Below are 12,135 nucleotides of genomic sequence, written 5' to 3'. Positions count from 1 at the left end.
ATTGAGCACGGGACATCTTAAAGTGAGCATGGTTGAAATCGAATTAGATGGTAAGGCAGTAGAAGTTCCGCAAGGTTCGATGGTGATGCACGCCGCGAACAAGCTCGGCACTTATATCCCTCACTTCTGCTATCACAAGAAATTATCTATCGCTGCTAACTGCCGTATGTGTTTGGTGGAAGTAGAGAAGGCGCCAAAACCTTTGCCAGCTTGCGCAACTCCAGTGACGCAAGGCATGAAGGTGTTTACGCATTCCGCTAAAGCAGTTGAAGCTCAGCGCTCTGTCATGGAGTTCCTGCTGATTAACCATCCCTTGGATTGCCCAATTTGCGATCAAGGTGGTGAGTGTCAGTTACAAGATTTAGCAGTTGGTTACGGTAAATCGAATTCACGCTACGAAGAAGAGAAACGTGTTGTATTTCATAAGAATGTAGGTCCACTCATCTCCATGCAAGAGATGACCCGTTGTATTCACTGCACCCGTTGCGTTCGCTTTGGTCAAGAAGTGGCCGGCGTTATGGAGTTGGGTATGGTCAACCGTGGCGAGCATTCTGAGATCACGACTTTTGCGGGTCAAACCATTGATTCAGAGTTGTCTGGAAACATGATTGATTTGTGCCCAGTTGGCGCATTGACTAGTAAGCCATTCCGCTATGCAGCTCGTACTTGGGAATTGGGTCGTAAGCGCTCAGTAAGTCCGCACGATAGTCTTGGTGCAAACACTACGATTCAAACTAAAGCAAACAAAGTGATGCGTGTTGTTGCTTTGGAAAATGATGCAGTAAATGAGTGCTGGATTAGTGACCGTGATCGCTTCGCCTATGAAGGCTTGAATAGCGCAGATCGCGTAACGACACCAATGGTGAAGCAGGGTGGTCAGTGGCTTGAGACTGATTGGCAATCCGCAATGGATTATGTTGCTCATTCACTTAAAACTATTTCCTCTGAGAGTGGCCCTGAAGCAGTTGCTGCTTTAGCGCATCCAATCTCTAGTACTGAAGAGTTGTATCTTCTCCAGAAGATGATTCGTGGCTTAGGCTCCAAGCAAGTTGAGACGCGTTTACGTCAAACTGACGTAAAAGGCGCAGCTTCCGCCCCTTGGTTAGGCATGCCGATTTCTAAAGTCAGCGAGCTTGATCGTGTTTTGGTGATTGGTAGCTTCTTGCGTAAAGAGCAACCATTGATTGCTGCACGTTTACGTACTGCAGCCAAGCGTGGCTTACAGGTTTCACGTATTGATGCTGGTGGCGATGATTGGTTAATTCCTAATACCGGTATTGCCGCTACTCCAAGCGCTTGGCTCAATACATTAAGTGAAGTGGCATTGGCTGTGGCTAAGGTGAAGTCTGCTACTGCTCCGGCCGGCACACCAAACTTACCAATATCCGCTACTGCGCAAAAGATTGCAGATAGCTTGCTTTCTGGTACATCTACTTCTGTATTGTTGGGCTCTGCCGCAATCGCGCATCCACAAGCATCTGACTTACATGTCTTGGCACAATTTGTTGCCGAGCAAACTGGCGCAACTTTAGGTTTCTTGCCGGTTGGCGGTAATGCGGTTGGTGCTAGCTTGGTGAATGCTAACGGTGCTGGTGTTGAATCCGTGTTATCCGGTGAGCGCCGTGCTGTGATCTTGATGAATATCGAGCCAGATGCGGATTTGCCAAATCCTGCACAAGCGCGAGCTGCTTTGGCTAAAGCCAATACAGTGATTGCCTTAAGTGCTTATAAGAGTGCTGATCTGCTTGAGGTCGCAGATGTGATTCTGCCGATCTCTACATTCACAGAAACAGTGTCTACTTTTGTTAATTCAGAAGGCCGTGCGCAAACGATTCAGCCAGCTGTAAAACCTTTGGGTGATTCTCGTCCAGCATGGAAAGTTCTGCGTGTTCTAGGTGGTTTATTGAATTTAGATGGCTTCCTCTACAACATGCCTGAAGAGGTATTGGGTGAAGCGCTCGGTGAAAATTACTGCACTAAGTTGTCAAACCAATCTACAGCTACTGACTTAACTAATTTAACTAGTGGCAATGCAGGCTCGTCAGCAGGTTTAGAGCGCATATCTGATGTTGGCATTTACGCCGGTGATCAAATCGTCCGTCGTTCATCAGCATTGCAGTTAACGCGTGATGCTAAGCGTGGCAATCAAGTTGGATTAGGTCAAGCGCTCTTTAATGAGTTGGGCTTGAAAGAGGGCGATGCTGTGCGAGTGATCCAAGGTGGTCAGTCCGTAGATTTGCCTGTCACATTGGAAGCGAACTTGGCCAAGGGTGCCGTCAGAATTTCTGCGGGCACTATGGCTAGCGCTAAATTGGGATCGATGTTTGGTCCTGTAACTGTTAGCAAGGCATAAGGGACGAGATGGATAATTTCTTGAACCTCATTACCACCCAAGGTGAGGCCATCTTTGGTTCACTATGGCCACTTGTTTGGGCTTTGGTGCGTATCGTGATCATCGTGTTGCCGATGTTTGGCGCCGTTGCTTACATGACTCTTTGGGAGCGTAAGCTCATTGGCTGGATGCATATCCGTCTTGGACCAAACCGCGTTGGTCCTCTGGGCTTGCTACAGCCTATTGCTGACGCCTTGAAGCTCTTGATGAAGGAGATCATTTCTCCGACACAAGCTAGCAAAGTACTGTATTTCATTGCACCAGTGATGGTGATCATGCCGGCTTTTGCTGCTTGGGCTGTGATTCCCTTCCAAGCCAAAATGGTCTTGGCTGACGTGAATGCTGGATTGCTATATGTCATGGCAATCTCATCTATTGGTGTTTATGGCGTGATCTTGGCGGGTTGGTCATCTAACTCCAAGTACCCATTCCTTGGCGCAATGCGCGCTTCAGCTCAAATGATTTCTTATGAAATTGCCATGGGCTTTGCTTTGGTTACTGTGTTGTTGACTTCTGGCTCATTGAACTTGAGCACGATTGTGGCTTCTCAAGAGCAGGGCTACTTCGCCAACATGGGCTTGAATTTCTTATCTTGGAATTGGTTGCCATTGCTACCAATGTTCGTGATTTACTTCATCTCTGGCGTTGCTGAAACGAACCGTCATCCATTTGACGTGGTTGAGGGTGAGTCAGAGATTGTTGCGGGCCACATGGTTGAGTACTCCGGCATGGCTTTTGCAATGTTCTTCTTGGCTGAATACGCCAATATGATTCTGATTGCTGCCTTAGCATCCACCATGTTCTTAGGTGGTTGGTTGCCTATCGTTGATTTGCCTATCCTCCGTGATATCCCAGGTTTCTTCTGGCTATTTGCTAAAACCTTCTTCCTCTTGTCTTGCGTTATCTGGTTGCGTGCGACATTGCCACGCTATCGCTATGACCAAATTATGCGTTTGGGTTGGAAGATCTTTATTCCTATCTCTGTATTCTGGGTAGTTGTCGTTGGCGCATGGGTTGTATCCCCATTGAATATTTGGAAATAAGTTGATCAATCATGTTTAAGAAAATTTCCCAATTCCTCGATAGCTTGATGTTGAGAGACATTTTGGTCGGCATGGCAATTACCGGTCGTTACCTCTTCAAGCCAAAAATTACTGTTCAATACCCTGAAGAGAAGACGCCTCAGTCTGTTCGCTTCCGTGGCTTACATGCTTTGCGCCGTTATGAAAATGGGGAAGAGCGCTGCATTGGTTGCAAATTGTGCGAGGCGGTTTGTCCTGCTTACGCCATCACGATTGAAACTGCTGAGCGCGATGACGGTACACGTCGCACCAGCCGTTACGACATTGACTTAACTAAGTGCATTTTCTGCGGCTTCTGTGAAGAGGCTTGTCCAGTTGACGCCATTGTTGAAACCAATATTTTTGAGTATTTCGGTGATAAGCGCGGTGATTTGTATTTCACTAAAGAAATGCTTTTGGCAGTAGGCGATAAGTATGAAAAAGATATTGCCGCTAACCGCGCAGCTGATGCGCCTTATCGTTAATCGAATAAAGCACAACGACATATGACATTCGATACTTCTACACTTTTTGCAGCGTTCTTTTATGCCTTTGCTGGCCTTTTAGTGCTCTCAGCATTGCGCGTGATAACAGCTCGCAATCCTGTGCATGCTGCCTTGTTCTTGGTTTTGGCTTTCTTTTGCGCTTCTGGCTTGTGGATGCTTCTCAAGGCGGAGTTCTTAAGCTTGGCCTTAATCCTCGTTTATGTTGGCGCAGTAATGGTGCTTTTCTTGTTTGTGGTCATGATGCTGGACCTCGATCTTGAGCATTTGCGTCGTGATTTTAAGAAATTCTTACCAGTAGCCTTCTTGATGGGTGCGGTCATCGTATTGGAGTTGTCTATCGTCTTGATTCGTAGTTTTATTGGCACTAGCGCACCAGTACAGCCGATGCTTGAGGAAATGGCTACTAGCAATACACAAGCCTTAGGTATGTTGATCTTCGTTGACTATGTTTATGCCTTCGAGGTTGCTGGCGTCATTCTCTTGGTGGCCATCATCGCTGCCGTGGCATTGACACTGCGTAATCGCAAAGATTCCAAGTCTCAGAATATTCACGAGCAAGTGAACGTGAATTCTGCAGATCGTATGCGTATCGTGAAGATGGGTTCAGATATGGCCGCAAAGCAAGACACACGCGGGGAGAAGAAATGACTATTACCCTGGCTCACTACTTAGTGCTTGGCGCAATTTTATTTGCGACTAGCGTGATCGGTATCTTCTTAAACCGTAAGAACATCATCGTGCTCTTAATGGCAATTGAATTGATGCTTCTCTCGGTGAACATGAACTTTGTAGCCTTCTCCCATTATTTGGGTGATATGGCTGGTCAAGTATTCGTATTCTTTATTTTGACTGTGGCTGCTGCTGAGGCAGCAATCGGTCTAGCAATTTTGGTTGTTCTCTTCCGTAAGGTAGACACCATCAATGCTGAAGACCTTGACCACCTAAAAGGCTAGTCATGCAATTGACCTTAACTCTCCCTGTTCTCTGCGCGATTCCGCTGGCGCCATTATTTGGTTCGGCGATTGCGGGATTCTTCGGCACCAAATTAGGTGGTAACCGCATCGGTAACGGCGCTTGCCAGTTCGTAACCATTTTAGGTGTGATGATCGCTTTCGTCCTGTCTTGTTTTGTGCTGGTGCAAGTGATGGATGGTTTCTATTTCAATGGCACCGTGTATCGCTGGATGCAATTGGGTGAACTCAATCTCGATATTGGTTTCTTAATTGATCCGCTGACAGCCACCATGATGTGTGTGGTGACCTTTGTATCTTTGATGGTGCATATCTACACCATCGGTTATATGCAGGGCGAAGAGGGCTACAACCGTTTCTTCTCATACATTTCACTCTTTACCTTCGCAATGTTGATGTTGGTAATGAGTAACAACCTCTTGCAACTCTTCTTCGGATGGGAAGCGGTGGGTGTGGTTTCCTATTTATTGATTGGCTTCTACTTTGAGCGTCAATCCGCTGTTTTCGCCAATATGAAAGCCTTCTTGGTGAACCGTGTTGGTGACTTTGGCTTCATTCTCGGTATTGGCTTGCTATTGGCCAGCACTGGCTCCATGAACTACGACGTGATTTTTGCTCAGAACACAGCACTTGCTGCGCAAACATTGCCTGGTACTAGTTGGAATTTAGTCACCGTAGCTTGCATCTGTTTATTCATCGGTGCGATGGGCAAATCAGCCCAGTTCCCATTACACGTTTGGTTGCCTGACTCGATGGAAGGCCCAACCCCAATTTCCGCATTGATTCATGCTGCAACGATGGTGACTGCCGGTATTTTCATGGTGTCACGTATGTCACCGTTGTTTGAGTTGTCTGATGCAGCATTAAGCTTCATCTTGGTGATTGGTTCGATCACTGCGCTCTTTATGGGTTTCTTGGGCATCGTCCAGACCGATATCAAGCGGGTAGTTGCCTACTCAACACTGTCTCAGTTGGGTTACATGACTGTCGCATTAGGCGTATCTGCTTATCCAGTTGCCATCTTCCATTTAATGACACACGCATTCTTCAAGGCGCTTCTGTTCCTTGCTGCGGGTAGCGTGATTTTGGGTATGCACCACGAGCAAGATATGCGCAAGATGGGTGGCCTCTGGAAATATATGCCAATTACTTGCCTGATGATGTTGTTGGGTAACTTGGCCTTGATCGGAACACCATTCTTCTCAGGCTTCTATTCAAAAGACTCCATCATCGAAGCGGTAGCTGCTAGCCACATTCCTGGTTCAGGCTTTGCTTACTTTGCAGTGATGGCCAGTGTCTTTGTGACGGCTTTGTATTCTTTCCGTCTGTACTTCTATGTATTCCACGGTAAAGCCCGCTGGGGTCATGACGATGCTCATGCGCACGATCACCACCATGATCATGCAGAGCAGGGCGATGATCATGCACATCATGGTTTGGCTCCTGGTCAAAAACCACATGAGTCACCATTTGTTGTGACCTTGCCATTAATCCTATTGGCAATTCCTTCGGTCATCATTGGTTACTACACGATTACACCTTTGCTATTTGGCACCTATTTTGGTGATTCGATCTTTGTTGATATTGGTAAGCATCCAGCGATGAAGGAACTTGCTGAAGAGTTCCATGGCCCGATTGCCATGGCAATGCATTCATTGACCTCCCCAGTATTGCTATTAGTTGTGCTGGGCGTGTTGACTGCTGCGATTGGTTACCTCTGGGCGCCGAAGTTGCCTGGTGTAGTTGCACAGGCATTTGCACCGATTAAGAAGTTGATGGATAACAAATACTATCTCGACGATTTAAACCAAGCAGTTTTCGCCAAGGGCTTGCTGTGGATCGGTGGTGTCTTGTGGCACCGCGGTGATCAACAGGCTATTGACGGCTTCTTGGTTAATGGTAGTGCGCATGCAGTAGGGCGCTTTTCCGGTGTTATTCGCCATTTGCAATCCGGCTATCTCTATCACTATGCCTTCGCAATGATTGCGGGCTTGGCGGTATTGCTGGCTTGGGTTTTGTACGCTTACCTGCCTTTTGTTCGCTAGGCCTTTGTTACTTAAGTAGCCATCATGATTCTTTCTTACGCCATCTGGATCCCGATTTTCTTCGGCATCATTATTTTGTTCTACGGTTCAGAGAAGCCGACTGCCGGTGTTCGCTGGTTGGCTCTCGTTGGCTCCGTTCTTGGCTTCATTGCAACTCTGCCGCTAGTAATCAGTTTTGATATTGCTAATCCAGGCATGCAGTTTGTTGAAAAACTCAGCTGGATTCCGCGCTACGACATCAACTATCACTTAGGTATCGATGGTATCTCTGTGTGGTTCATCGTCTTGACCGCATTCATCAACATTATTGTGGTGATTGCTGCCTGGGAAGTAATTGATAAGAAGGTTTCGCAATACATGGCCTCTTTCTTAATCCTTTCTGGATTAATGATTGGCGTATTCGCTGCTCTAGATGCATTGCTTTTCTATGTCTTCTTTGAAGCAACCTTAATTCCGATGTACATCATCATCGGTGTGTGGGGCGGTCATAACCGTATCTACGCAGCATTCAAGTTCTTCTTGTACACATTGCTTGGCTCATTACTTACTTTGATTGCCATGCTGTACCTGTACAACGTAACGAATACCTTCGATATTTTGGCTTGGCACAATGCTCGCCTCGATATCGTTGAGCAAATTCTCCTGTTCTTCGCTTTCTTCATGGCGTTTGCTGTGAAGGTGCCAATGTGGCCATTACATACTTGGTTGCCAGACGTTCACGTGGAAGCGCCGACTGGTGGCTCTGTAGTGTTGGCTGCAATTATGTTGAAGCTTGGTGCTTATGGTTTCTTGCGCTTCTCATTACCAATCGCCCCAGATGCAAGTCAGTATCTCGGTCCATTTGTTATCTTCCTATCTTTAGTGGCTGTGATTTACGTAGGCGCAGTGGCTTTGGTTCAGAAAGACATGAAGAAGTTGGTTGCTTACTCTTCAGTGGCGCACATGGGCTTTGTAACCCTCGGTTTCTTCCTCTTTAGCCCGCTGGGTATTGAGGGCGGTATTGTGCAGATGATTTCTCACGGCTTTGTAGCCGGAGCAATGTTCCTTTCTATTGGCGTTCTGTATGACCGCATGCATACCCGTCAAATTGCTGATTACGGTGGCGTTGTCCATCGTATGCCGGCGTTCACAGCATTTGCAGTATTGATGGCAATGGCTAACTGCGGTTTACCTGCTACCTCTGGTTTCGTGGGTGAGTTCATGGTGATCTTGGCTGCAGTTGATTACGACTTTGTGATCGGTATCTTGGCAGCGACTGCATTAATCCTCGGCGCCGCTTACTCCCTATGGATGGTGAAGCGCGTGTTCTTTGGTGCGGTTACCAATAAGCATGTTGAGGAGTTAAAAGACCTTAATGCGCGTGAGTATTTCATGATGGCAGTGTTGTCCATCTGTGTAATCGGTATGGGTGTTTATCCAAAACCTTTTACCGACATCATTCATCCAGCCGTGATTAATCTGCTGCAGCATGTTGCTGTTAGCAAACTCTGAGTAAAAGCTAATGCAAGCATTTGACCTATACGCCGTCCTGCCGGAACTTGTTTTACTCGTAGCCGCCTGTCTCTTATTAGTGGCAAGCGTTTATGTTCCCGAGCGTCAACCAGCAACCCCAGGTGTAGAACAAGATATTTTCCATACGCCTCGTGGTGTTGGTTTTGTTTACTTTTTCTCCATCATTTTGTTGGTCTATTTGATCTTTGCCTATGTAGGCCGTATTGGAGATGTTTCCGTTGTTGCCATGAATGGCTTATTTCAGTCTGATCCTATTTCAAACCTATTAAAGGCGTGTTCATGCGGTGCTGTATTGGTGAGCTTGGTGTATTCAAAGCAATACCTCACAGATCGTGCATTGTTCCGCCCAGACTTTATTGTCTTAGCTTTGTTGGCCTTGCTAGGGCAGTGCGTATTAATCTCCGGCGCTAATCTTCTGACTCTGTATTTGGGTCTTGAATTGATGGCCTTGCCTACCTATGCTTTGGTAGCTATGCGTCATAACAATGAGAAGAGTGTTGAAGCAGGTATTAAGTACTTCATTCTGGGCGCATTAGCTTCCGGTTTCTTGCTTTACGGTATGTCCATGCTGTACGGCGTAACCGGCTCTCTGGATCTAATTGAAATTTTCAGAACAGTTGCCGATCCTCGTGTAAATCATTTGGTGATGGCTTTTGGTTTGGTATTTATTGTTTCTGGCTTGGCCTTCAAATTAGGCGTTGTGCCATTCCACATGTGGGTGCCTGATGTCTATCAAGGTGCACCAACTGCAGTAACTCTGATGATTGCTGCGGCTCCAAAGATTGCAGCCTTTGCTTTGTTATTCCGTTTGCTTGTGAATACCTTATTGCCACTCTTGGGTGACTGGCAACCAATGTTAGTCTTGTTGGCAGTCTTGTCATTGGTTGTGGGTAACGTCACTGCGATTGCGCAAACCAATATGAAGCGTATGCTGGCTTACTCTGCGATTGCGCAGATGGGCTTTGTGTTGCTAGGTATGCTGTCTGTATTCGATGACCATGCTTTTAGCGCTTCGATGTTCTATGCCATCACTTATGTGTTGACTACTTTGGGGAGCTTCGGCCTCTTGATGATGTTGTCACGCAAAGGTCATGATTGCGAAACCATTGATGATCTCAAGGGTTTAAATAAGCGCCATCCATGGTTTGCCTTTATTGGCTTAGTAATGATGTTCTCTTTGGCAGGTATTCCGCCAACAGTAGGCTTTGCAGCTAAGTTGGGAGTGCTTGAGGCCTTAGTTGATGGCGAGCATACATTCTTGGCCATCATTGCTGTGATCGCTTCATTGATTGGCGCTTTCTATTACCTCAGAGTGGTTAAGGTCATGTACTTTGATGAGCCAAAAGAAGAGCATGCTTCTGAAGTTACTGGGTCAGGATTTGCTCGTGGCCTTTTGAGTCTGAATGCGGTATTTGTTTTGGCTTTGGGGATTTTCCCGGCTGGGCTCATGGCTGTGTGCCTTGATGCAATGCGCCGCACTTTATTAGGTTCATAAGCAAGCAGTTCTACTGACTTTTGATGAAGGCTCCGAATAGGAGCCTTTCTCTTTTCTGTCATCTGAGTTTTGTATGATGAACATTCAATTAATGAAAGCGTGCCATGACTGAAAAATCATTCAAAGACCTACCCATTGGCGATGCCCATTTGCGGGAGGAGCGTTTGTCTGGCGAGGATATCTACGGCGGCATCTTTCTAAACATGAAGCGTGATCAGGTGAGCTTGCCCGATGGCAATCAAGCGGTACGTGAATACCTGACACATCCTGGCGCAGTTGCTATTTTGGCGATCTTGGATGATGGCAGGGTATTGATGGAGCGTCAGTATCGATATCCCGTTGCAAAGGCTTGCCTGGAGATTCCAGCAGGGAAGCTAGACCCCAAAGAGAATCATCTGGTTTGTGCTCAGCGAGAGCTGGAAGAGGAGACGGGTTATTCCGCAAGTAAGTGGAGTTTCATTCGCCGCATCCATCCAGTGATTTCGTATTCGACGGAGTTTATTGATATCTATCTTGCCGAAGGCTTGGTCTCCGGCAAAAGCCATCTTGATGATGAAGAATTTTTAGATGTATTTGCTGCCCCTTTGGAGCAGTTACTGGAGTGGGTAGAGCAGGGCGAAATTACCGACGTGAAAACAACCATTGCAACTTACTGGTTGGACCGCTATCGCCGCGGTTTAGTGAGTCCTACGCCCATTCCAGGGTAATTCCATAATCCTATTAAAATAGGGGTATTGAATTTAGTATTTTTGCCCCTATATAGGTCTTATGAAAGTTTATAACCTCGCTTGCCCATTGGATCATCGCTTTGAGGGATGGTTCGCCTCTGAAGAGGATTGCCTTGCTCAGCAAGACAAGGGGATGTTGGCGTGTCCTATTTGTGACAGTGCTGAGATTACGCGGATGCCATCGGCTCCACATATTGCTAAATCAAGTTCTAGCAAAGATGTTTCAACTTCAACCGAGCTGACTGTAGCTAGCCCTGCGACAACAGATAATTCTGGTGTCAGTGGCGGCCTAACTGGCGATGTTGTTGCCTTGACTGGAAGCGATCATTCTCAGTTGGAAGCGCAGGTACAGGCAGCCTTTTTAAAGGGCATGCGTGAGTTGATGGGTCGCTCTGAGGATGTTGGAAGCTCTTTTGCTGAAGAGGCTCGCAAAATCCACTATAAGGAATCTCCTGAGCGGAGTATTCGTGGCCAAACCACATTGGATGAGGCCGAAGCTTTGCGTGAAGAGGGTATTGAAGTCATGGCAATGCCAATGATGCCCGCCTTTAAAAACACCCTGCAGTAGCCAGTTTCCCTCCAATTCCCCTATACTTGGTGTGCACCCAGAGACTGGGTATGACCACGTTATTCGGATAGGAGAAATACCCATGAAACGCTTTTTTCTGGCATTGTTTGCCGCTGTTCTGGCGCTCACCATTGTGGCTTGCTCCAAGTCCTCAGATACCAAAGAAATTAAGGTTGCCGTATCACCCGCATCTCCCCCAATGCTGTTTGATGACAAGGGGCGGATCGTAGGCGTTGATATGGATATCTTTCAGGGATACTGCCAGTCTCGTGGCTGCACTTTTAAAGTAACGCCATACGACTGGGCTGGAATGTTGGGTGCCGTATCCAGTGGTCAGGCTGACGTTGCCTTCTCTGGAATCTCTATTACCGATAAACGTAAAGAGGTGATGGATTTTTCACAGCCGTACTATGACAACGCTTGGCATCTCGTGAGCATGAAGAATAAAAATATTCAGATCACCGATTTGAATCAACTCAAGAAATACTCCATTGGCTATCCACGTGGCATGGCTTATGACGATCTCATTAAGAATGAGTTGGAGCCAAAAGGTTACTACTCATTAAGCAAAGTCAAACTCTATCCCTCTTACGCTGAAGTGATTACCGATCTTCAGAATGGCAATTTAGATTTGGCTTTTATTGAAGAGCCTGTATTTCTGAATTATGAAAACAAACTGAAGTTACCGATTCAGAGTAGTTACGTTTTCAAGGGCTTTGATAAGCTTGGCTTTGCCTTTGCTAAGGGCTCCAAATTGCGTGATGACTTTGATAAGTATCTCAATGAGCTCGGCCCTGAAAAGATCAAAGCCATTCTTGATAAGTGGATGAAATAGGCGCCCCTCATCAAGATCTTAA

The 12,135-nt window shown here is 46.6% G+C and carries 11 protein-coding genes; all 11 read left to right on the top strand.

What is annotated here, in order from left to right:
- The first annotated feature begins 28 nt into the window (after window positions 1-28).
- The 11 genes from nuoG to ICN30_RS01195 all read left to right on the top strand — a co-directional run bounded on the left by nuoG (window position 29) and on the right by ICN30_RS01195 (window position 12,113).
- Window positions 29-2,353, top strand: a complete 2,325-nt coding sequence (gene nuoG, locus ICN30_RS01245; RefSeq protein WP_216272703.1) for an NADH-quinone oxidoreductase subunit NuoG — start codon at window positions 29-31, stop codon at window positions 2,351-2,353.
- An 8-nt stretch (window positions 2,354-2,361) separates the two neighbouring features.
- Window positions 2,362-3,435 (top strand): NADH-quinone oxidoreductase subunit NuoH, encoded by a 1,074-nt coding sequence (gene nuoH / locus ICN30_RS01240; RefSeq protein ID WP_216181911.1) that lies wholly within the window; start codon window positions 2,362-2,364, stop codon window positions 3,433-3,435.
- Between the two features lie 11 nt (window positions 3,436-3,446).
- Complete coding sequence (nuoI, locus tag ICN30_RS01235) at window positions 3,447-3,938, top strand: NADH-quinone oxidoreductase subunit NuoI (protein ID WP_216229361.1); 492 nt, start codon at window positions 3,447-3,449, stop codon at window positions 3,936-3,938.
- 21 nt (window positions 3,939-3,959) lie between these two features.
- Complete coding sequence (locus ICN30_RS01230) at window positions 3,960-4,607, top strand: NADH-quinone oxidoreductase subunit J (protein ID WP_216229362.1); 648 nt, start codon at window positions 3,960-3,962, stop codon at window positions 4,605-4,607.
- The gene (nuoK, locus tag ICN30_RS01225) at window positions 4,604-4,912 is read left to right on the top strand and encodes an NADH-quinone oxidoreductase subunit NuoK (RefSeq protein ID WP_015420930.1); all 309 of its coding nucleotides are present in this window, start codon (window positions 4,604-4,606) and stop codon (window positions 4,910-4,912) included. Before ICN30_RS01230 ends, nuoK begins: the two co-directional genes overlap by 4 nt.
- Before the next feature lie 2 nt (window positions 4,913-4,914).
- Window positions 4,915-6,975 (top strand): NADH-quinone oxidoreductase subunit L, encoded by a 2,061-nt coding sequence (gene nuoL, locus ICN30_RS01220; RefSeq protein WP_216272701.1) that lies wholly within the window; start codon window positions 4,915-4,917, stop codon window positions 6,973-6,975.
- A 24-nt stretch (window positions 6,976-6,999) separates the two neighbouring features.
- On the top strand, window positions 7,000-8,466 hold the full coding sequence (locus ICN30_RS01215) for an NADH-quinone oxidoreductase subunit M (protein ID WP_216272700.1): 1,467 nt from the start codon (window positions 7,000-7,002) through the stop codon (window positions 8,464-8,466).
- A 10-nt stretch (window positions 8,467-8,476) separates the two neighbouring features.
- The gene (nuoN, locus tag ICN30_RS01210) at window positions 8,477-9,982 is read left to right on the top strand and encodes an NADH-quinone oxidoreductase subunit NuoN (RefSeq protein WP_216272697.1); all 1,506 of its coding nucleotides are present in this window, start codon (window positions 8,477-8,479) and stop codon (window positions 9,980-9,982) included.
- A gap of 104 nt (window positions 9,983-10,086) precedes the next feature.
- Window positions 10,087-10,689, top strand: a complete 603-nt coding sequence (locus tag ICN30_RS01205) for an NUDIX domain-containing protein (RefSeq protein WP_216272695.1) — start codon at window positions 10,087-10,089, stop codon at window positions 10,687-10,689.
- Window positions 10,690-10,750: 61 nt separating this feature from the next.
- Window positions 10,751-11,278, top strand: a complete 528-nt coding sequence (locus tag ICN30_RS01200) for a DUF1178 family protein (RefSeq protein WP_216229367.1) — start codon at window positions 10,751-10,753, stop codon at window positions 11,276-11,278.
- Between the two features lie 82 nt (window positions 11,279-11,360).
- Entirely contained in the window at window positions 11,361-12,113 is a 753-nt protein-coding gene (locus ICN30_RS01195) for a transporter substrate-binding domain-containing protein (protein WP_216272693.1), read from the top strand.
- Window positions 12,114-12,135: the final 22 nt, after the last annotated feature.

It is taken from the genome of Polynucleobacter sp. 31A-FELB (assembly GCF_018882405.1).
Lineage (GTDB): Bacteria > Pseudomonadota > Gammaproteobacteria > Burkholderiales > Burkholderiaceae > Polynucleobacter.
The sequence above is the reverse complement of the archived record's forward strand: the minus strand, read 5'-3'. Positions and strand labels throughout refer to the sequence as shown.

Excerpts from the sequence above, each read along its gene's own strand:
- nuoG (WP_216272703.1), top strand. The coding sequence starts at position 29 with ATGGTTGAAATCGAATTAGATGGTAAGGCAGTAGAAGTTCCGCAAGGT.
- nuoH (WP_216181911.1), top strand. The coding sequence starts at position 2,362 with ATGGATAATTTCTTGAACCTCATTACCACCCAAGGTGAGGCCATCTTT.
- nuoI (WP_216229361.1), top strand. The coding sequence starts at position 3,447 with ATGTTTAAGAAAATTTCCCAATTCCTCGATAGCTTGATGTTGAGAGAC.
- ICN30_RS01230 (WP_216229362.1), top strand. The coding sequence starts at position 3,960 with ATGACATTCGATACTTCTACACTTTTTGCAGCGTTCTTTTATGCCTTT.
- nuoK (WP_015420930.1), top strand. The coding sequence starts at position 4,604 with ATGACTATTACCCTGGCTCACTACTTAGTGCTTGGCGCAATTTTATTT.
- nuoL (WP_216272701.1), top strand. The coding sequence starts at position 4,915 with ATGCAATTGACCTTAACTCTCCCTGTTCTCTGCGCGATTCCGCTGGCG.
- ICN30_RS01215 (WP_216272700.1), top strand. The coding sequence starts at position 7,000 with ATGATTCTTTCTTACGCCATCTGGATCCCGATTTTCTTCGGCATCATT.
- nuoN (WP_216272697.1), top strand. The coding sequence starts at position 8,477 with ATGCAAGCATTTGACCTATACGCCGTCCTGCCGGAACTTGTTTTACTC.
- ICN30_RS01205 (WP_216272695.1), top strand. The coding sequence starts at position 10,087 with ATGACTGAAAAATCATTCAAAGACCTACCCATTGGCGATGCCCATTTG.
- ICN30_RS01200 (WP_216229367.1), top strand. The coding sequence starts at position 10,751 with ATGAAAGTTTATAACCTCGCTTGCCCATTGGATCATCGCTTTGAGGGA.
- ICN30_RS01195 (WP_216272693.1), top strand. The coding sequence starts at position 11,361 with ATGAAACGCTTTTTTCTGGCATTGTTTGCCGCTGTTCTGGCGCTCACC.